The 20513-nt window shown below is 32.7% G+C and carries 18 protein-coding genes and 1 pseudogene; 11 read left to right on the plus strand and 8 right to left on the minus strand.

The window, feature by feature from the left end:
• Positions 1-348: 348 nt before the first annotated feature.
• Both SYN6308_RS01500 and SYN6308_RS01505 read right to left on the minus strand, forming a co-directional pair.
• Positions 349-2082 (minus strand): protein kinase domain-containing protein, encoded by a 1734-nt coding sequence (locus SYN6308_RS01500; protein ID WP_017292659.1) that lies wholly within the window; start codon positions 2080-2082, stop codon positions 349-351.
• Between the two features lie 117 nt (positions 2083-2199).
• Positions 2200-3309, minus strand: a complete 1110-nt coding sequence (locus SYN6308_RS01505) for a transporter substrate-binding domain-containing protein (protein ID WP_237741243.1) — start codon at positions 3307-3309, stop codon at positions 2200-2202.
• Positions 3310-3637: 328 nt separating this feature from the next.
• Here SYN6308_RS01505 and SYN6308_RS01510 point away from each other — a divergent pair, with 328 nt between their 5' ends.
• The 6 genes from SYN6308_RS01510 (at position 3638) to SYN6308_RS01535 (ending at position 10231) form a co-directional block, all read left to right on the plus strand.
• Positions 3638-4534 carry a hypothetical protein gene (locus SYN6308_RS01510; RefSeq protein WP_017292661.1) on the plus strand — a complete coding sequence of 299 codons (897 nt, stop codon included), beginning with the start codon at positions 3638-3640 and terminating at the stop codon, positions 4532-4534.
• A 77-nt stretch (positions 4535-4611) separates the two neighbouring features.
• Entirely contained in the window at positions 4612-5604 is a 993-nt protein-coding gene (locus SYN6308_RS01515) for a hypothetical protein (RefSeq protein ID WP_017292662.1), read from the plus strand.
• A gap of 119 nt (positions 5605-5723) precedes the next feature.
• On the plus strand, positions 5724-6656 hold the full coding sequence (locus SYN6308_RS01520) for a hypothetical protein (protein ID WP_026101855.1): 933 nt from the start codon (positions 5724-5726) through the stop codon (positions 6654-6656).
• A 160-nt stretch (positions 6657-6816) separates the two neighbouring features.
• Positions 6817-7725, plus strand: coding sequence for a hypothetical protein (locus tag SYN6308_RS01525; RefSeq protein WP_017292664.1), 909 nt, complete (start codon positions 6817-6819; stop codon positions 7723-7725).
• Between the two features lie 135 nt (positions 7726-7860).
• Positions 7861-8763 carry a hypothetical protein gene (locus SYN6308_RS01530; protein WP_017292665.1) on the plus strand — a complete coding sequence of 301 codons (903 nt, stop codon included), beginning with the start codon at positions 7861-7863 and terminating at the stop codon, positions 8761-8763.
• A 79-nt stretch (positions 8764-8842) separates the two neighbouring features.
• Positions 8843-10231 carry an aldehyde dehydrogenase family protein gene (locus SYN6308_RS01535; RefSeq protein WP_017292666.1) on the plus strand — a complete coding sequence of 463 codons (1389 nt, stop codon included), beginning with the start codon at positions 8843-8845 and terminating at the stop codon, positions 10229-10231.
• A 91-nt stretch (positions 10232-10322) separates the two neighbouring features.
• Here the strand turns inward: SYN6308_RS01535 and SYN6308_RS21435 are convergent.
• Both SYN6308_RS21435 and SYN6308_RS01545 read right to left on the minus strand, forming a co-directional pair.
• Positions 10323-10766, minus strand: a pseudogene (locus SYN6308_RS21435) (PIN domain-containing protein).
• The gene (locus tag SYN6308_RS01545; RefSeq protein ID WP_017292668.1) at positions 10763-11044 is read right to left on the minus strand and encodes a hypothetical protein; all 282 of its coding nucleotides are present in this window, start codon (positions 11042-11044) and stop codon (positions 10763-10765) included. Before SYN6308_RS01545 ends, SYN6308_RS21435 begins: the two are co-directional and overlap by 4 nt.
• Before the next feature lie 408 nt (positions 11045-11452).
• Between SYN6308_RS01545 and SYN6308_RS21440 the strand changes: the two genes are divergently transcribed.
• Genes SYN6308_RS21440 through SYN6308_RS01560 form a run of 3 tightly spaced genes read left to right on the plus strand, consistent with a single transcriptional unit; the run spans position 11453 to position 14971 of the window.
• Positions 11453-13105, plus strand: a complete 1653-nt coding sequence (locus SYN6308_RS21440) for a hypothetical protein (protein ID WP_017292669.1) — start codon at positions 11453-11455, stop codon at positions 13103-13105.
• Between the two features lie 14 nt (positions 13106-13119).
• On the plus strand, positions 13120-14046 hold the full coding sequence (locus tag SYN6308_RS01555) for a hypothetical protein (protein ID WP_017292670.1): 927 nt from the start codon (positions 13120-13122) through the stop codon (positions 14044-14046).
• 28 nt (positions 14047-14074) lie between these two features.
• Entirely contained in the window at positions 14075-14971 is an 897-nt protein-coding gene (locus SYN6308_RS01560) for a hypothetical protein (protein WP_017292671.1), read from the plus strand.
• Positions 14972-15187: 216 nt separating this feature from the next.
• On the opposite strand, the gene SYN6308_RS01565 is transcribed toward SYN6308_RS01560, so the two are convergent.
• A complete protein-coding gene (locus tag SYN6308_RS01565) occupies positions 15188-15466 on the minus strand; it encodes a type II toxin-antitoxin system RelE family toxin (protein WP_017292672.1) in 279 nt (92 codons plus the stop codon).
• Entirely contained in the window at positions 15459-15722 is a 264-nt protein-coding gene (locus SYN6308_RS01570) for a type II toxin-antitoxin system Phd/YefM family antitoxin (protein WP_017292673.1), read from the minus strand. The genes SYN6308_RS01565 and SYN6308_RS01570 overlap by 8 nt, the downstream gene beginning before the upstream one ends.
• 165 nt (positions 15723-15887) lie before the next feature.
• On the opposite strand from SYN6308_RS01570, the gene SYN6308_RS01575 reads away from it, so the two are divergent.
• On the plus strand, positions 15888-17657 hold the full coding sequence (locus SYN6308_RS01575; protein ID WP_017292674.1) for a serine/threonine protein kinase: 1770 nt from the start codon (positions 15888-15890) through the stop codon (positions 17655-17657).
• Here SYN6308_RS01575 and dndC read toward each other — a convergent pair.
• Positions 17620-19212 (minus strand): DNA phosphorothioation system sulfurtransferase DndC, encoded by a 1593-nt coding sequence (dndC, locus tag SYN6308_RS01580; RefSeq protein ID WP_017292675.1) that lies wholly within the window; start codon positions 19210-19212, stop codon positions 17620-17622. The two genes, SYN6308_RS01575 and dndC, sit on opposite strands and share 38 nt — an antisense overlap.
• 230 nt (positions 19213-19442) lie before the next feature.
• Here dndC and SYN6308_RS01585 point away from each other — a divergent pair, with 230 nt between their 5' ends.
• Positions 19443-19940: a DUF2062 domain-containing protein gene (locus tag SYN6308_RS01585; RefSeq protein WP_017292676.1), complete on the plus strand. Its 498-nt coding sequence runs from the start codon at positions 19443-19445 to the stop codon at positions 19938-19940.
• Positions 19941-20063: 123 nt separating this feature from the next.
• On the opposite strand, the gene SYN6308_RS21445 is transcribed toward SYN6308_RS01585, so the two are convergent.
• The coding region (locus SYN6308_RS21445) for an RNA-guided endonuclease InsQ/TnpB family protein (protein ID WP_017292677.1) at positions 20064-20513 on the minus strand (450 nt) is incomplete at its 5' end.

The raw sequence follows: 20513 nt of genomic DNA on the forward strand, positions 1-20513 counted from the left end.
AGTTTATTTTATAATAATTGTAAATTATTTGGGGCGATCACAGAAAATAAATTTAATATTTTCAATTTTATTTGCTTCATAAATTTTCTTGAATAATCTAAGGTAAATTCTAAGGCAGGTAAGATATTTTTACCAGATAAATTAACAAGCATTACTTAAATCCAATTATATTGGCTCTTCTACAGTAGTTATGATAATTTAATAATAAATAACGAATAAAACCTTTGATATATAATAATTTTAGTATTTTAAAAATGCAATTGTTATAAATTTATAGTTTGCATTTCACTTAACACCTTTTTTTAGACATAATTTATCATACTCAAAGTAGAAGAGCCATTATATTTATCATTCTACACATAAAGGACCTGGACAAATATCCACCGTAGGATTAATGATTAATACCCTATTTTTGCATTCTTCAATTAAGTCTAAAGCATTTTTTTTCCAAATGCTACTTTGAGGAATATTAGCTAATTTTTCTTCGATAATCGAGCAATTATTTTCGAGAGAAGCCATAGTTTTAGCTTCTTCTAAAATTTGTTTTGACCAATCATCAATAAATGTTTTTGCTCGGTTATAATCAGATGATTTACCATCAATTCTTAAAGCAATTTTTATGGCTTCAGAAAAGTTATTATTCAATGCTTCTAATTCGGCTAAACCTAACTGACATTTTCCTAAAAATTCTTGTTGAATACTATCTCGAACTGTTAAAGATTGTACTTTATCTGAGTTGATAAAAACAATACAATCATTATATTTTTTCTCATCGGATAATGTAGTAATTTCTTCTAAAATAGAATCAATTTTTTTTTCGTATAAATAGTTTTTGAGAAAGCCAAAACCAAAGATGATTAATGATGCGATCGAAAAACTAATAATTATACCTTTAGGAGTCTTGGCTTTAGTAATAAAATTTACCAAAAAATGTGTATTAACAAATAATTTTTCTTGCTGGTTTAAAGAAGAATTATCATTATCTCTATTCGTTTTATTGGATTCATTTAATGATGATAGTGAAATCTGTTCGATCGAGCTATCATTTATAATAGAATTATCATCAATAATGGAGCTATTATGAATATTAGAATTAGATAAAATTTTGGGTTCATCTTCTATATAATTAGGGAAAATCAACTGAGTTTTATCAATAGTTTGAGGTTGATTTTCTTTTTCTGAAAAATCTTGTGTAACATATTTACTAATTATTTCTGTAGGGTGTGTATTTAATAATTGATCATTATTAGGGATAATTTCTGTAGGAATATAACCACTATTATTATTATTAATATCTGGAAAATATTTGTTAATATCAGTAATAATATTTAGAATATTTTGATAACGTTGACTGATTTTAGGATGAATCATTTTATTGAGAATCATCACTAAATTTTCGTTAAAATATTCTTCATTTGTCCATATTAATTTCCCTTCTTGATCTTCATCTAAGGTGATGGCATTTTTTCCCGTAATCATAGAAATAATTACCATACCTAAGCTATAAATATCACTACTAAAAACTGTTTTACCTCTAATATTTTCGGGAGCAATATATAGCTTATCTTCAATAGTAATTGTTACCATAGCAGGTGAATTAACAATATTTATCTTACCGTAACTATTAATAATTAATTGCTTATTTTTATCAGATAAAATAATATTTTGAGGCTTAATCATTTGATGAATTAAGTTTTGTTTATGCAGTAAATCAATACTTTCTAATAGATATTTAAGGTTAATAATCGCTTCTTCTTCTGTCCATAATATTTTAGTTTCTATTTGTTTTTGTAAAGTGATTCCTTCTATTTTTTCATAGATGATTTGAAGATTATTATTTTCAGTTACAATCTCAATTAATGGTGAAAATCGATTGTTAATTAATGATTTTTGATTCAATAATTTAATTTTATCTATCAATTCTTTTTCCAATTCATTATTATTAGATAAATCAAAATTATGTAACAAATATTTTTTGTGAGATTTTCCTAGTTTTTCTACTAAGTAAAATTGTTCAAAATCGAAATATTCTAAGATGTCAACTATTTTATAATTAGAGGCAACAATATCATTTATTTTCATAATTAAAAGGATGAAAAAGTCTTTTGATGACGGGAGGTATTAGATAATCAGTAACAGTTTTAATTCTTAATTCTTAATTCTTAATTTTTAATTCTTAATTTTTAATTCTTCATTCTGTTAATCTACACCAAACCACTGTTCATAAATACGATCGTAAGTACCATTTTCCTTAAGACGTAAAATAGCTTGGTTAATAGATTCACGATAAGGGCTATCTGATTTTAAAGCAATACCATAACTTTGTTTCGCAAAAACTGAACCCACTACCCTCGCATTTCCATTACTTTCACTTCGGGCATAATAACGCAAAACAGGGGCATCATACACTATCGCTCTTATTTTACCCTCCTCAAGCGCGGTATAAGCCTGTTCGATCGAATCAAACAACACCATATTAACTTTAGTAGAGGCTAAAAATTCTTCCGCCGTAGTGTTTCTCACAGTGCCAACAAGTTTATTGTGTAAATCTTGGATAGTAGTAATATTATTATCTAATTTTTCCACCGTTAAAGCCGAAGTAACCGAAGCAGTAAAATAAGAAATGAGCATTACTCCCGTAAACATCCACACCGTAGCGACAATTCTTCCTGCAACTCCCTTGGGGGTTTTGTCACCATAACCGACGGTTACTACCGTTACCACCGCCCACCAAAAAGACTCCCAAATACCTTCTATATATTTTTCAGGAAATTCGGGGTTATTTTTCCTTTCTAAAATCCAAATTAAATGGGCAGCAATGGAAATTACTATTATCAAAAAAAGTATTGTACTCCATAAAATAGGAGAGAAAAGGAAAGAAATCACCATTTGCCAAGGGTAAATATTTTTACTAGAGACTAAAATTTGTAATCCCGACTCAAAAAAAGGATAGGAAAAATCCACATCTTTTTCTCTCTGTGCCGTCATAGTAATTCCAGCCATGCCAATATCCGTATTTTCATCCCGAATAGAAGATAGTAAATCAGGGATGGTTTTTTCTCCATAGATTTCTGACTCTAAATTTAATTCTTTGGCTATTTCATTCCATAAATCAATACTAAAACCTGCATATCTTCCACTATCTTCAAACACAAAGGGAGGAAAACTTTTCGTGGCAACCCTCACACGAGGGGAATTAATTTGAGCATCAGCACTAATACTGTTCCCTAAAACCCAAAGTATTACAGTTATTATTTTTAATAATTTATGTCTTTTTTTTGAACTAATAAACAATTTTTCATAAATCATAATCATTAAGTTTTATTAATAAATAAGAATTCTTTTTTTTATTTTTACGATCGAAATATAACAAAAATATTAAATTTTACCAGATTAGCTCAAAGAGAAAACTACAATGTAATTATAAAAAATAAGTTATGAGGATTCAGCTTAATAATCATAATTTAACAGCTAAAAAACCACAAATTATCCTCAACAATTACTTGACATTACCCATTTATCTCAAAAATATAGTTTTAATAGGTTGTGTCGTGTTTCTTAATAACACAATATCTTGATCATGGGGTAAGTTTAGTATAAAAAAAATATTCTGAATAAAACAAATGGAGTTAATATTATGGCAACAACGGAAATTAATGTTTTAATTGAACAAGTTGACGAAAGGGCGCAAGCCTTGATTGTGGAAGGAGAAAAGTCTTTTCAGGAAGTGGAAGCAATTGTTGCTAAAGCCACTGAAATCGCCGAAAATTTGTCCACTGCTGGGGAAGAAGCAAAGACAAAATGGGAAGCGATGATTGCCGAAATTGAGGAGGCAGAAGCTACCCTCGAAACGGAATTAGACAATACCACTAATATTATGGGGGAATTTGAAAGCAAAATAGGAGAAATTACCGATCAAGTTACCCAGTCGATCGAGGAGTTTCAAGCTAGATTAGAGGAGTTTATCGCTAAAAAAGAAGAAATAGCCTCAGAAATCGAAAGTCAAACAGAGGAAAGTAAATCTAGTTTTGATAGTTATGCCCAAAATATCAAGGATACTGAAGAACAATTTGGCACTTATCAAGAAACTGCAAAAAGCAACATTGAAGGATTAAACGAAGCGGTAAACACGGCTACTGAAAGTTTCCAAAGTCAAACAGAAAATTTAGCCCAACAATTTGCTGATTTGGCGGAAGAATTAAACAGTAAATTGGAAAGTTTGCAAAGTGAATTTGATGATGTAGAACAACAAGCATCATCAGGAGCTGATTCTCTGGTAGAAGGTTTAACATCTCAAACTGATGATTTAGTTAGTACTCTCACTTCTAAATTTACGGAAGAATTAATGGGAGATTTGACGGATTCAGCAGGAGGATTAACGGAGGCTTTAGGTTTCCTTAGCAGTGCTGGAGAAGAAGCGGAAGAATTGTTAGACGGTGGTATTGGCGATATTGTTGGGCAGGTTGGAGAAATTACCGATCTCATCGATGAGATTAAACCCGTTTTAGACTTGATTCAAGACCTTTTAGGTTAATTTTTGTTACGGATGACGGATTTTGTGCGATTTTTTTTACTTTCATTACTAATACTTAATATCAGGAGATTGCGACTATGGCTGAAACTCAAGTGATGGAGCAGAATATTGATGAGTCGATCGAGAAGCTAGAAGAATTATTAAAAGCGCTCGATATTGCAAATAATCAAATGGGAGATTTTACCCAACAATTAGAATCAACTAACGAGTCTCTCACCCAATGCGAAGAAAATGTAACTTCTATATTGGAGACGGCTAGTAGTGATTTTGAAAGCTCAAAAGAAGAATTTACCCAAGATTCTACCGCCATGATGGAAGGCTTAACGGGTTTTCAAGAAGCCTTAAACGAGTTACAGGCAAAAATGGACGAAGTTAACCAATCCATTGAGGAGAAAAAGGGGGAAGTTGAGGAAGAAGTTAACAATCAACAGGAGGCTTTAGAAGGGGTTTTTGCTGACTTAACAGAAACTTTCGGTACTTTAATAGAGTCGATCGAAACTTTAACATCATCTTTAGAAGAAAGTAACAACACCGCCGAAGAATTTTTTAGCACCTTTACTGATGAAGTGTCAGGATTGCAAGATAATTTAACCTCCGCCCAAGAAGAAACCGAAGATAAGTTAGAAGAAACTGCCACCAACGTAGGGGAAACCCAAAAAAGTGAGCTAGATTCTTTACTGAGTGAGTTTAGTGGTAATTTGACAGGGGAGCAATTAACAGAATTAACCTCTCAATTAGAGGATTTAACCAGTGGTTTTGAAGATTTGCTTTCTTCCTTCAGTGACGAAAACATGGATTTAGCAGATCAACTTAAAGAGCGTTTAAACGAAATTCTGGAAAATTCGATCGAATACTCAGGAGAAACCATGAAAGACGAACTAACAGAGTCTTTTCAAGACGCAATGGAAAACGCCGTATCTGGTTTAGCCCAAGAAATGGTAGAAAACATCACCATGACAACCGTTGGTACTTCTGTCACCGCCTCTATCAGTCCTATGTTACCCACTATTGTAGCGGCAAAAGTAGCATTGAGCGCTATCAATGCCGTCTTAGATGCTTTTGACTTCTAACTTGGTTCGTAGTAACGGCTTTAGCCGTCTTTTTGAGAATTAAGATCAAAATCTATTGAAACAATGTGAAAGTTTTATTTAATACACAAAAAATCTATCATAAATAAGGAGTTTTAAACATGAGTGAATTAAGCGACAGTTTGAATATGTTATCTCAATTGATAACTCAGTTTCCCGAAAGACTAGATAATTTAATTACCCTAGCCGAAGAAGTGGAAGCCGAAGCCAATGAATTAGTCTCCAACGTTGAAGAAAAGCAATCTCAAGTAGCGGACATTATGACGGAAATTCAAGAAGCATTAACCGCTATGAAAGATGAAATCGCAGAAAATGAAACCAACACCGAAGCTGAGGTGGTGAACTTTGAAAATAGTGCTAATGAATTAACTGCCTTCTTAGAAGAAGCTCAACAGCAGATGATTGAAGAAGTGCAAAGCGCGATGGAAAAAATGAACGAATTTAAAACCCAAATTGAGGAGGGAAAAACCGAAACCGAAACCACCGAAGAAACTACTCAAAACACCTTAACAGAAGCCCAAAATTCTATTAAAGCAAGTCAAGAAGAATTAGCTTCCGCTATGGAAAGTACTCTAAGTGTGATGGAAACTCTGCGAGACAAACTCGAAGACGTTACCAGTCGCATGGAAGAAGAAATGCAGAATTTTACCGAACAGGTAAATCAAGGGCAAGAAACCGTTACCAGCGAAATTCAAACTATGGCACAAGAATTTGCCTCCGTCAGTGAGAATTTTAGTGGTGTTTTGTCTTCTACCTCCGAAGCCATGTCTGGGGGTGTTGACGGTTTAATGGATAAAGCTCAAAGTGAAATTGAACAACAGCTACAAGAATTAATTGCCTCTGCCATTGGTAAAGTTACCGATTCTCTCGATGACATGGTACAAAAAATCACCAATGCTGAAGACGAATCTTCTGGTATGAGAGAAATTGTTGCAGATTTAATCGACGAATTAGATGGCTTTATCGAACCCATTGAAGAAGGTATCGATGGTGTCAAATCTGCTGCCGAGAAATTTGGTGTTTCCTTCGGATAATACTATTACGTTTTGTAATTAAGAGGAAACGAAGCAATCTCCCTTGTCTGTCATTGCGAGGAACGAAGTAATCTCTTAATCTCTTTCGGAGATTTTAGAATAAAAAGGCTAAAGCCTACGAACTAATTAAATATAAAATTGATTAAAAGGAGTTAAAAACATGGCTACAGACTTAGAACAAAGTATTGGCGAAACCGTCAATCAACTACAAGAATTATTAGATCGAGCAGACACTGCGGAAGAAAATCTTACCCAAGCAAGAGAAAAATTAGCCACAGTGGGGGAAGAATTTGATAGTAACTGGGAAGAATTGTCCACTCGTGCCCAAGCATTATTAGAGAAAATTTCCACCGCAAGAGATGAATTAAGTACTCAAACCGATAGCCTAAAGGAAGGATTAACTAATTTACAAAGTAACGTACAATCTGCCCAAGAACAAGCCAGTCAAGGAGTAGAAAACGCTAAAACGGAAATTAGTGCCCTAAAAGAAGATAGCGAAGCAAAATCTTCGGAATTGGAGGAAGTTTTCAACACGATTAAAGAAACCCTTGAAACTTTACAAAGCAAAGTGGAGGAAATACAAGAGGATTTAGAAAGTACTGTCAGTGAATCTCAAGGGAAATTAGAAAATGATTTCCAAAGTGCCATGAATGAAAATCAATCAGAAGTGGAAGAAAAAACAGCAGAAGTTGAGCAACAGATAGCCCAAGACGCTATTTCTCGCTTAAATGACATGATTTCTACGTTTTCTAGTCAAATTCAGGAATTAACGAGTACGGTTACTGAACAAGCACAAGAACAAGCCAATAATACCCAAGAATCGGCTAATTCTACTTTAGAAGACTTTACCAGTGGTGCAGAGGGGATTTTCGGGGATTTACTTTCCACTGCTGAGGATATAGAAAGTACTTTGACTACCATTAGTGAGGCGGTTTCTACTTTAGGCACAACCGTTGACACTACCACAGATACCTTAACAACTGCAATGGACACGACAAATGTAGGTTTAAATAGTGCGATCGGTATTTTTGACGAAGTGAAGGAATTGTTAAGTAAAGTCGGAGTGTAACAATTAACAATTAACAATTAACAATTAACAATTAACAATTAACAATTAACAATTAACAATTAACAATTAACAATTAACAATTAACAATTAACAATTCTCCATTCTCCATTCTCCATTCTCCATTCTCCATTTCTTATGAGTCTTACTTTAAATGAATTAATCGATCGATTGCAAGAGAGAATAGAACTATTAGGAAGTCAAACTACGGCTTCTACGGGTTCATTTTCTATGGTTAATAAAGCCATCGATTCCTTACACAATAATATTGAGAATATTAATACAAATACCCTTAATATTACTAATAATTTAGGTAAAAAATTACTAGATTTAAGTAATAGATTAAAGGAAGAAAAAAACTCGGCGGAGGAAACTTTAAATAACCTCAAAAATCAAAGGGATTTAATCGATCGAACTACCGATGATTTAATCACTGAATATGAAACTAAAAATCAAGAGTTTAGAGATACTGTTGCGAATATCGATCGAAATCTTGATACGGCGGTTAATCAATTACTAAATAATATTAATGAATGGTCAACAAAAATTGAAACTTTAGATGAAAACTTGACTAATTATCAAGAAGAAATAATGACAGATTTAGATAATTTTCAAAGCACAACTAATAATTGGAGGGGAAATTTTAGAGAACAACAAACTAATTTAACTAATAATTTTAATGAAATTGAACAGTTATTAAATAATCAAATTAAAAGTTTAAAAACTGAAAATAGACAGTTGATTAATCAAGCTATTAATTATCAAAAACAAGTAGAAAAAGAGGCAAAACAGTATGATAATAGATTTGATGAAGAAATTAAAATTAACTTAAATGAGAAGGTAATAGATAATATTATTAATCAATTAGAGGAAAGTAAAATTATCATTCAAAATATAAATGATAATCTGAATAATGTGGGCGAAAATTTAGTTAAAAATATTGTGGATAATCAGGATAAACTGAGAGAAAATAATCAATATTTAACACAAATAGAACAGCAGTACGATCGAAGTTTAGATATTGTCAGTTCGATCGAATAAATTATGAATATTCTACAATGGTTATGAGCGACAGCAAAAATTATAAATTATTTCTAGTTTATTACCATTATTAAAACTTATGCTGACATCTGACACCAAGTCTTCGATTGCTTCTACCCTGAAAGCACAACGGGAATATTTCGCCACTTCTGCCACAAAATCCCTTGACTTCCGTTTACAGCAGTTAAAAAAACTCAAATCTGCCATCGCCTCGAAACAGGATGAAATCCTAGAGGTGTTAAAAAAAGATTTAGGAAAGCCTAGTCTTGAGGGTTGTTTTGAGTTGGCTGTCTTACAGGATTTAACCTATACCATTAAAAATTTACCTCGATGGGTAAAACCCCAAAAAGTAAAAACGGGTATTGATCTTTTTCCCAGTCAAGCTAAAATTTATCCTGAGCCTTTAGGTGTTGTTTTAATTATCAGCCCTTGGAATTATCCTTTTTCTCTCCTGATTTCTCCTTTAATTGGTGCGATCGCATCGGGAAATTGTGTTATGTTAAAACCATCAGAAATAGCTACTAATACCTCTCGATTTTTAACAGATTTAATTAGGGATATTTTTCCTCCAGAATACATTGCCATTGAAGAAGGAGGAGTGGAAGTTGCCCAAGAATTATTAAGCTGTAAATTTGATCATATTTTCTTCACAGGAGGCACAAAAGTTGGCAAAATTGTTATGGAAGCCGCCGCCAAAAATCTTACTCCTGTCACCCTCGAATTAGGCGGGAAAAGTCCTTGTATAGTTGATAGGGAAATTAACCTAAAAGAAACCGCAAAACGCATTACTTGGGGTAAATTTATCAATGCAGGGCAGACTTGTATTGCTCCAGATTATCTACTGGTAGATAAGCAAATAAAAACCGATTTAATCAAAGAAATAAAACAATGTATTAACTCTTTTTATGGAGATAATCCTGCGCTTACTGCTGACTATGGAAGAATCATTAATGAGCAACAATTCGATCGATTAAAGGCTTTATTAAATGATGGTAAAATTATCATCGGCGGTGAAACTAATCGAGAAAAAAAATATATCGCTCCCACTATTTTAGATGATGTTTCTCCTAATTCTGCGGTGATGGAAGAAGAAATATTTGGACCTATTTTGCCTATATTAGAATATGATACTTTAGACAGTGCGATCGAACTCATTAATAGTAAACCAAAACCACTGGCATTATATCTTTTCTCCCATAATCAAGAAAAACAACAACAGGTATTAAGGGAAACTTCTTCAGGGGGAGTGTGTATCAATGAAACCATCATGCACGTTGGGGTGACAGAATTACCCTTTGGAGGTGTCGGGGATAGTGGTATTGGTGCGTATCACGGTAAGGCAACTTTTGACACTTTCACCCATTATAAAAGCGTTTTATCTCGTCCATTTTGGGGAGATTTAAACTGGCGTTATGCACCTTATCAAGAGAAAACAATTAAACAATTTAAGAGTATGTTTACTAAATAATTTTCTTACAAAATACAATAACTTTTTTTGAAATTATAGGGTGGGCATTGCCCACCAATCTCCACAAATAATTATTTTAAACTCAATAATGTTAGGTTCGATCGATATTGATAAACCAATTAGCAATTTTTAAGCCACTAAAATCGGCAAAGTCTCTAACATTATTCGTTACTAAAGTTACTAAAATTAAGTCATTAGTAAAGGCAATACTCGCAATTTATCCATCAGCAAAAGCCGGAGTTTTCCCTATTTTTGATAATCTTACCCTTTCCTGTGCATAATATTGAGCCGACTTTAAATCATAATCAAGGATAGAAATAGTAGATAAAATTACATTCTCTAAATAATTTTCTAAATCCCGACGCTTATTAGAAATTGGCAATCGTAAAATACCAAATAACAATTCATTAATAACCACAGAAGCAGTGGCTATTTCTTGAGAATATAAGGTTATATTTTTAGTAATATTTTCATTAGGTAAAGGACGTTTTGCTTCTGAGAAAATATTAGTATCTAATAAGTATTTTAAAGTCATAAAATAATCTCTCTACCCGGTGATTTATCTCGTAAATTATCAAAAGTATCATCATCAAAAGATTCTAAATCCACTCGATTACGAAATTCTTGTAAAGCCTCCCAAAAATCTTTTTTCTTATGGTTTAAATTTGCTTTCAAATCATCCCCATTATTAGCTGTTGTCTGCTGTTGATTAACAACTTCTTTTTTTAGTTTATCCTCAAGAATATTAAATAGTGAAACTTGTTCGTCTGATGACAAATTATCTAAGTCTTTGATCATTTCTTGTAATGTCATGAGTTTACCTCCTACAAAAACCGATTTTCTTTAATTATATTTTAATCTCGTTTCAGTAGGGGGGTAAAAAAATTGTAATTTAATTATCAAAAATGCAATTACGATATTTTATCTAACAACGTAATATTGTTCGATCGAGAGGAAGTACGATCGAACTGTCAAAATATCAACCAATTTTCAACTTTTTCGAGCAATTTAAGCAATCCATTAATTCCTATAATTATTCATAATTAATTCTTAATATTTTTTAATTATTTTATGTATAATTATTTATTATAATAAATCTTATTTAAGGTTTACGATCGTATATTTACTTGTGAAAATTACTGTATTATTGAGAAATGTATTATTAATTTTAGACGCTCATTATCTAAGAGATTAAATTATTATTTATAATTAATATTTATTATGGATATTTCAGAAAAAGCCAAAAAAGTTGTTGCCTCCTCCGTTGCTGGTTTAGGGGTTTTAGGTAGTTTAATTGGTATGGGTTTCAAAAATAGCGTACAAGCTGAAGATGCCCTATCTAGCGTCACTCAAGAATTACAAGCAAGTAGTACTGACTTATTAGCTTTAGCCCAAGAATTAGAAGGTGAAGAAGGGCAAAAATTGCAGAGTATGGGGGAATATATTGGTAGTTTAGCATCAAAAATGGAGCAAGGAGAAATCCCTACAGAAACAGAAATTCAAGAGGCGCAAGGAAAATTAGACGAGTTAAGTGGAGGTGAAAGCAATTCTTCTCCCATTTCAGGAGATACCAATGATAAGGAAGATAGCGATAAGGGAGATAGTAATAAGGGAGATAGTAATAAGGGGGAAGCAACCTCTCAAACAGCAGGAAATCAAGAAAATCCAACGGCTTCGGAGGGAGGAGGTAAATCGTCACAGGAGTCAGCTTCTACTGGTGGAAATAAACCAAAAGGGGAAGATAAAGGGAAAGATGGAGAGGAAGGTAAACAAACTCAAAGTAAAGGGGGAGGGGAAGGAGGAGAAAAAGGCAACTCAGGGAGGGGAGATTCTGGCAAAGGAGAAGAAAAAAGCGGTGTCAAGGAAATGGCGGAGGATGTGGATAGCGCCCAAAATCAGATAGAGGAAATAAGTGCAAAATTAGATGAATTAGGAAAACTTTTAGATGGCGCAACGGAAGAATCGGAAAAAGAAGCAGAAGAATTAGATAATAGTAGTAAACAATTAGATGATTTATTGGAAAGTTTGACAGAAAAATTGACGGAAAATGAAACAGAGATAAATTCTGAGGAAGAAAATACTTTACAACAATTTACTGATTTTCAAAATACCTTAACAGAATTGATGCAAAATCTATCAGAAATTCAAGAAACTTCCAGTAATAATGCTTCTGAAATTACCAATAAAATTGATTCTAACCAACAAACCTTAAAAAATGACTTTGATAAAATTGATAGTATTATTCAGCAAATTATTAAGGGTGAATATTTACAGCAAAATAATAATGATGATGATGAGGAAGCTATTGATACTCCCGAAAAATTAACCCAAGTTATCGATAAAATTGAAAACTCTCTGACTTCTTTTCAAGAATTAATGGATACCATGAATAATGAGGTAGTTAATCAGGAAGAAGAAACGGAAGAAAATATAACTACTATTATAGATATTTTTAGTAACAGTCGATCGAACTTAGAAGAAAAATTTGAAGCATTGAATACAGAAATAACCGACATTAAACCGCAGGAAATCGAATCTAGTTTGACAATTTTTCAAGAAAATATTGAAGAAGAAACGACTCAATTTATTGAGAAAAATATTAGTTTAATTAAGGATTTTCAAGACTCTAGTAAAGCATCCTTAGATAATTTTGAACATACTTTAGAAACTAATACACAAAATGAGATAGAAAACCAAATGAATAATCTCACAGATGATTTATTAAAATTTTTACATCAACACTCAGATAATTATGAGCAAATTTATCAAATATCTAACACTTTAGAGGAATTAATTACTCTAAGTGAAGATTTATCTTCTGCTAGTGAAATTGCCGAAGAAATGAATCAACAATTAGATAATATTACCGTTTAAACAAGGAGAAAATTATGTCCACAGAGGCTTTAATTACAGGATTAGAATATATCAGTCAAGTCAGAAAACAACTCCCTGATGAGTTAGCTATTATGACGGAAAAACTTACTCTTATTAAACAACAAATTGCCGATTCGATCGAGCAAAATAAATTAAAACAAGTAGAAATGATAACATTATTATTAACTATTCAAGAAAAGTTAAAAGCCTTGCCAGAAACCATTATACAACAACAAAGTTTATTGCAAAATAAGATGATTTTAATTGCTAATAAACTGAAAAAATTAGACAAAATTATTGATACTCAAGAAGCCCAAATGTCTCCCATCTTAGAAGGAGTTAATAAATATTTTGAGCAATTTGAAAATCAATTAAAAACCATCAAAACTAAACATCTACAATTGTTAAGCGATAGTATGGTAATTTTTAATGAATTATGGCACACAGTGGAAGATAATTATAACAAAATGGAAGTCAGTTGGTTAGAAATGGAACAAGAAACCGATATTTTAAACCAAAAATTAACCAGTTTTCAGCAAACAAGTCAATCTCATTTTAGCACTACGGAAAATAATTTAGACGAAATGCAAAATACCTTAGAAAATTATGTTGAAGATAATATTATTAATGCCTTAAATAATGTCGAAGAAACGTTAAAACAGGAGATAGAAAATAGTTTAGAAAATATCGAAGATAAAATTCAAGAATTTAACGAAGAAACAGACGATAGAATAACAGAAATGGGAGAGTTAATTAAAGAAACTATAGCTGATGTGATGGAATCGATCGAAGAATCTTTAGCCATAGAAGATAACAGTCAAGAAATAGACGATTCTCAGACTAAATTTGTACAGACATCAGAAAATTTAACAGGTTTAATGCCTTCAATTAGACAATTAATTTCTGACTTAGAAAAAGCTAAAGAGTCACTAAATATTTAACTTTCATTTAACTTTAAGGAGTCAAATTATGAGTACATTAATTGATATAGTCAGCAATGTTTATCAAGAGTTTTTAGATTTTGAAACGGAAAAAAAAGACACCTATGAGAAGATAGAAGATTTAGAAGATTTTTTAGAAGAAAGTAATCAATTAACGGCAGAAAATTACGCTAGTTTAACCGATATATCTGAGACTTTCATAGAAGAAATTGATAATATCTCAGAAAATTTTATTGATGAAATATCCTCCATGTTAGAAGAATTAGACAGTTTAGGAGAACATATTGATCAATTTATCACAGAAACAGAAACCCTCGCCCAAGAAAGAAAACAGGAAGTAATTGATTTAGTTGATAAAATGGGGGATTATAATCAACAAGTTAATGATTCGATCGAACAACTATCAAATATAGTAAACCATTTTAACGAAACCGTCACAGAAATAAAACCCCCCTTAGAATCTAACTTAAATAAAGTCACAACATTTATCAAAGATGTGATGATTAGGGGTATTAAAAACTATCAGAATATTATAGAAGATAGTGAAGAAAAACTAGAAGAATTACTAGCAGAAAATATAAATAACGCCCTTGAAGAAGAAACAGAAAACTTACAAAATTCCCTTGATGATATTGGTAATAACATCGAAAATATTGAAAATAATTATCAGGAAAACTTAGAAAATATTACCGAATATTTAGTAAACTTTTACGGAGATAAAAGCAACTATTTACAAGATAAATATCAAGAAATTTTCACCTTAATTCAAGAAGACTCGATCGAAATGTTAAAAAATAAAGAACAAGAAATTAATGAAGAAAATAACAACCTCAAAGAAGTTATAGAAACTGTGTTAGTTAACTATTCAGACATTAATAATAACGCAGAATCTTTGATGGAGATTTTTGAAAAACTCATTAAATAGGGTTTGCTGAATAAATCAGAAAAAATACTTAAAATCAAGGGTTTAGTCATAGATAATGTGTCATATAGCAGTCAGTTATGAGTTGTGAAAATTATCTTATCATCAAAGGCAAGAGGCAAAAGGCAAAAGGCAAGATTAGTCGTATCTTCGATATTTTTTCTAATAATTTATTTCTCACAAATGATTCCTGATTGCTATAGTAGTCTAATTCCTCATTTAAGCTAAACGTGCTAATTTTTTATACACTTCATCATCATTACGCTTCCCAACTAATAAGACTTCGACTAAATCTTCTTCTAGGTGATAACGGTAAACAATACGATACTCGCCACTATCTACTCGATAATAGTTAGGGTATCCTTTTAATTGTTTACTATCTGTAGGGAAAGGATTAACATTAAGAGATAAGGTTTTTTTTGCAATTTGAGCGGCGATTTTAGGTTGTAACCCTTGTAAAAAGTTTAATACAACTTCTAAGCCATCGAGTTTAGCCATTTGCGATTCTTTCTAAAGTAGCGGTAAATTCTTCACTACCAACCATTGAAGATTGATTTAATGCTGTTTCAGCACTTTTGGCTAAGTTTAAATCCTCTAATTCTTCTAATCTGGTGATTAATTTTTGATAGATTTCAGCGGAGATAATGACATGGCTAGGCCTTTTTTGCTTAGTCACCAATATTGGCTCTAGTTGAGCTTTATCAAATACTTCTCCGTGTTGGTTACGGGTTTCGGTTAAAGTATAACTTTTCATACTATAATATTTTGACTATTTTGTACATAATAGCATTAATGTACATTAATTTAAGCTAAGTTTTCATTTATATCAACGATCGAAAAACCTGCTTAGTTAAAATGATGAGCAATAGATAATATAGAATTGCTATATAATTTTATCAAAAATAAATAAAATTGAAAGATGAATGACTCTGCTACTATAAATCATAATATTCCTTCCCCTTATAAAGTTATTAAAAAACTAGGTAGTGGTAGTTTTGGTCATGTTTACCTCGTTACGAATGGAGAAACTCAACAGCAATGCGTTATTAAAATACTGCATCCCATTTCTCAGCAACCCAACTTTATTAAACAGGCAAAAAGACTCTTTCAACAAGAAGCCACAATTCTCAAAAAAGTCAATCATCCCCAAGTGCCAAAACTGATTGATTACTTTGAAGAAGAAGGAGAATTTTATTTAGTAGAAGAATATATACAAGGTTATACTCTTAGAAATGAACTGAAACCAAATCAACCTTGGACGCAAGAAGCAACCATTAAATTATTACAAGAAGGACTATCCATTCTCAAAGATATTCACCATTGCGGAATCATTCATCGAGATGTGAAACCAGATAATTTCATTCGTCGTCAACAAGATCAAAAATTAGTGTTAATTGATTTTGGTGCGGTTAAAGAATTTAATATAGAACAAAGTCGCTTAATTGATCCTACCGTAGCTTTGGGTACTCGTGGCTATATGCCCACAGAACAAGCTAGGGGGAAACCGTATAAAAACAGTGATATATATGCTTTAGGCATGATTGCCATTCAAGCCTTAACGGGTAAAAATCCCATGGATTTAGAAGAGGATGAAGAAGGGGAAATTATTTGGCGTAATGGAGTAAATATTAATCCACTTTTAGGGGATATTCTTAGTCAAATGGTGCGGTATCATCACAAATTGCGTTATCAATGTGCAGATGATGTCATTAAGGCTCTAAATCATTATTTACAACCAAAGTCTAACATTGTTAGTACCCAATTAATTGATAATTCTCCATCACCTTCGGAAACAATAAATAAAACCGAGATTATCAATAATACTAATTCTGCTGTTTCCACTTCTGGGAAAAATGAAATGACTTCTCCTAGGGAAACACAAAATAACTCTTTTGGCGATTGGTTAAAATCTTCTGTAGGTTCAACGGTGACAACCGCCCTCACCATCGGACTCATTGCCACAGGAGGAGCTTATTTTATGAATAGTCAAGAAAAAGCTCGCATCGAACAAGAGCAAAATGATTTTGTGGCTTTAATGGATACTAAACTCAGTAGTGGTGCTTATGAGGAATGTTTTACCACAGTTGAAGAAGAATTAGAGAAAGAAAGTACTAATATTACCAGTAAAATCTTATCACAATATCAGGGGCAATGTCGTTTAGAACAAGGTAAACAATTAGCACAATTTTCTAATTATACTGATGCTTTAGCTGTAGTTAATAAAATCCCGAAGGATAATGAATATCATAATCAAGCTCAAGTTTTATCGGAAGAATGGAGTAAAATGGTGTTTGAAAAGGCAAAAACTCTATATACCGAAGAAGGAAAATTAGATGAAGCCCTAAAGGAAATTGATACTATTCCCGATAATTCTGTGAAAAAAGCATCTTTAATTGTGGTGAGTAAATGGCAGGAGGAATATAAGCAAAATAGTTATTTATTAGGTCAAGCCCAAAAAGATTTAGAATACAATAATTGTGAGTCTGCCATCGAAACTGTTAGTCAAATTTCGGGTTCAAATTATTGGTTATTAGAAGGGAAAAAAGTTGTAGATAAAGCTGAAAAATGTTTAATCGATCGAACTAAAAACTCTCCAAATAATTCTAATAATCAATCATCTCCACTGCCATCACTTCCCACTAATGGTCATGCTATCCCTCTTTGTCCGGGTCCTTTATGTCCTGATTAAATAGTTTTTCATCATTTTTCTGAGGAGAAAATTTAACGTTTCCCCAAGTAAGTTTTTGTTGCAATGTTTTAATATCACCTTGTTTGGCGGCATTTTTTATATCTCTGATATGATGAGCATTAGCGATGGCTTCTTCCTTAGAACGGGAGCTAGTTTCAAAGCATTTTTCGAGAGCTTGATAAATACCAATACGGCGAATTTTCGTAAAATATTGACGCTCAATATCTAATAGTTTAGTCATCAATTCTAACTGCATTTCATCTTCACATAAATCCTGTAAAATTTCCCATTCTTCTTTCCCTAAAAGACTATTTCCTGCACCAATTCGAGGATCGATAAATTCTTGTTTTTTTACTTGTTGATAAATGCGAGGTAAGCTATCATCAAATTCGTGTTTTTCTTCTAACCAAATACGTCTAATTTCGCTTAATTCTTCCGTAGTAATTAGTTGAATCTCTTGAAATTCTGGCGGTGCAAATTTTCTGATACTTTCTTCCGCTTCTAATACCTTAGTTAGCCAATATTCTCGCCATTTTTTGACGTAAGGACCCGGAATTGGTTCGATCGAAGTTTCACCTTCCACATTTCGCTCAAATAACTCTACTTTTCCGTAAATTCGGCGAAAATCTCGCTTATCTCGATCGTCCCTAATGTCTAATTCATTACGAATATCTAACAAAGGTTGTAACCATTCTTTTTCCTCATCATTTTGAATCATTGCCCCCATAGATTTATCTTTACTTACCATGGTACACACCCAACAACCGAAACGAGAATCACCACAGCTAGGAGTAGAAGTATCCACCACTAAAGGACATTCATTGTCGGCAGTAGCACCCCGATAAAGGGTGAATAAATCCTGATTATCTCCCCCCCAAGGGTTTTTCCATTGCATTAAGTAAAGCCAAACTTCATCTGTACGCCAATCTTCAATGGGAGTGTAAATATAAGAGTTGGGCAGGTGAGAATTGAGGTTTAAGCGGTCACGAAATCTGCCTTTGGCGTGTTTTTCCATATTTTTGCCACGGGTAACACTCTCGGCTTTTCTAACCCCCAATACAAGAATAATTTCCCCATGATTGCGCACGGTTTCTCTAATAAAATTATCCGCCGGTTTAATCTTCATGCGATCGGTACACCAACGAAAACCTTGACGGGGGGCAGGATAGCCTTTCCCCATTAAACACACCCAAAAGCTATTTTTAACCTCTGGAGTGAGTAAGTGGGGTTCAAAGGGCATTTTCTGCTCTTTGGCGGTGATTTCTATGCGCTTGAGGCAACCTTTCACCCAATGGGCAACGATGGGATTTTCCACTAAGGTATCGGTAGTAATTACATAGATTTTTTTTTGGCGTTTTTCTACGGGTAAAAGCTCGATCGCATTCCAAATTAACTGTAAGATACAAGAACTATCTTTTCCGCCACTATAGCCAATTACCCAAGGAAGATGATCTTGGCAATACAATTCTTGAATTTCGGCGGTTAAAATATCAATATCAGCCACTAATTCTTCTAAACTGCGAGGCGGGAAAAGAGGAATTTGGGTATTGTTCATATTTTTAATTTCTTTGTGTAGTTATTAAGGCTATTTTATTTGTTTCAAAAAGACGCAACTTTTTTACGTCTTAGTCTATCAATAATTAAGGATTTTTCATTATCAACAAGATTTACGCATCATAACCTAAAATTAGGGTTTGAGAGATTCTTCGACTAGCCCAGAATGACAATTTTTCATTTTTAGTCCGTGAGTGCTAATAAACTTTAAATTATAAATTATTTTATGATATGATACAAACTCGATGTAGTCAAAGAGTGAAAAAACAAAAAAAATCGAAAACAATAAATAGATATTGGCATTATTATCGACTGCGATTATTAAGATTAAAAGAACATCCTCATAAATTGGCTAGGGGTTTTGCTGCGGGAGTTTTTGCCGGTTGTTTTCCTTTTATTGGTTTACAATTTGTTATGGCGATAATTTTCGCTTTAATTATTCGTGGCAATAAGTTTACCGCCATTTTAGGAACTTGGATTAGTAATCCTTTTACCTATGTTCCTTTATTTTTTTTCAATTTTCAAGTAGGTAAATTAATTCTTAGTTTTTTTCTTAGTAATCATGATTTAGATTTTAGTTGGGATTCTTTGATAGAGTTAAAGGATGCAGGAACAGAAATCACTGTTACTCTGTTGTTTGGTTCTGCCATGGTGGGTTTATGTTTTAGCTCGATCGCCTATTATTTAGTTATTAATATCTTAAAAAGTAAAAATTCTACAACAAATTGATTATTGATGCAGAATTTGAGATTAATTAACTTTTGTTTAATTAGCAAATATATCTGATTGTTGTTTTTCGAGGGCTTCTTTTTCTTGTTCTCTCAAGTATTGAAATAATGTGAACTACCTACACTATACCGTTAGGTTAGTGTAGGCTTCATCTTTCACAGGCTCATGCCTCAAGACGGACTTGCGTCCGCCCTTTGGTCTTACAGTGCCTCCAGATGCAGAAACGGCTATTCCATCCGTCTGTATAATTCTGATGCCTTCTGCCCTAATGTTTTTACTGGCATTCTCGTCTCGATCGTGGACTGCACCACAACTAGGACAAGTCCATTCTCTTACATCTAACGACATTTCTGACATTTGATATAAGCAATTAGAACAGGTTTTAGAACTAGGAAACCATCGATCAATTTCGAGTAATAACCCACCATGAAGTTTGAGTTTATAGTCTAAGTAATTGATGAAAGTTCCCCATCCCACATCAGATATAGCTTTGGCTAAACAGTGATTGCGAACCATACCCTTGATATTCAATTTCTCTACGACTACTACCTGATTTGCCACTGACAATCTTTC

Origin of the sequence: Geminocystis herdmanii PCC 6308 (assembly GCF_000332235.1) — a bacterium.
In the GTDB taxonomy this organism is placed as follows: domain Bacteria; phylum Cyanobacteriota; class Cyanobacteriia; order Cyanobacteriales; family Cyanobacteriaceae; genus Geminocystis; species Geminocystis herdmanii.

Coding starts and splice junctions, on each gene's coding strand:
- SYN6308_RS01500 (WP_017292659.1), bottom strand. CDS start 2,082: ATGAAAATAAATGATATTGTTGCCTCTAATTATAAAATAGTTGACATC.
- SYN6308_RS01505 (WP_237741243.1), bottom strand. CDS start 3,309: ATGATTTATGAAAAATTGTTTATTAGTTCAAAAAAAAGACATAAATTA.
- SYN6308_RS01510 (WP_017292661.1), top strand. CDS start 3,638: ATGGCAACAACGGAAATTAATGTTTTAATTGAACAAGTTGACGAAAGG.
- SYN6308_RS01515 (WP_017292662.1), top strand. CDS start 4,612: ATGGCTGAAACTCAAGTGATGGAGCAGAATATTGATGAGTCGATCGAG.
- SYN6308_RS01520 (WP_026101855.1), top strand. CDS start 5,724: ATGAGTGAATTAAGCGACAGTTTGAATATGTTATCTCAATTGATAACT.
- SYN6308_RS01525 (WP_017292664.1), top strand. CDS start 6,817: ATGGCTACAGACTTAGAACAAAGTATTGGCGAAACCGTCAATCAACTA.
- SYN6308_RS01530 (WP_017292665.1), top strand. CDS start 7,861: ATGAGTCTTACTTTAAATGAATTAATCGATCGATTGCAAGAGAGAATA.
- SYN6308_RS01535 (WP_017292666.1), top strand. CDS start 8,843: ATGCTGACATCTGACACCAAGTCTTCGATTGCTTCTACCCTGAAAGCA.
- SYN6308_RS01545 (WP_017292668.1), bottom strand. CDS start 11,044: ATGACATTACAAGAAATGATCAAAGACTTAGATAATTTGTCATCAGAC.
- SYN6308_RS21440 (WP_017292669.1), top strand. CDS start 11,453: ATGGATATTTCAGAAAAAGCCAAAAAAGTTGTTGCCTCCTCCGTTGCT.
- SYN6308_RS01555 (WP_017292670.1), top strand. CDS start 13,120: ATGTCCACAGAGGCTTTAATTACAGGATTAGAATATATCAGTCAAGTC.
- SYN6308_RS01560 (WP_017292671.1), top strand. CDS start 14,075: ATGAGTACATTAATTGATATAGTCAGCAATGTTTATCAAGAGTTTTTA.
- SYN6308_RS01565 (WP_017292672.1), bottom strand. CDS start 15,466: ATGGCTAAACTCGATGGCTTAGAAGTTGTATTAAACTTTTTACAAGGG.
- SYN6308_RS01570 (WP_017292673.1), bottom strand. CDS start 15,722: ATGAAAAGTTATACTTTAACCGAAACCCGTAACCAACACGGAGAAGTA.
- SYN6308_RS01575 (WP_017292674.1), top strand. CDS start 15,888: ATGAATGACTCTGCTACTATAAATCATAATATTCCTTCCCCTTATAAA.
- dndC (WP_017292675.1), bottom strand. CDS start 19,212: ATGAACAATACCCAAATTCCTCTTTTCCCGCCTCGCAGTTTAGAAGAA.
- SYN6308_RS01585 (WP_017292676.1), top strand. CDS start 19,443: ATGATACAAACTCGATGTAGTCAAAGAGTGAAAAAACAAAAAAAATCG.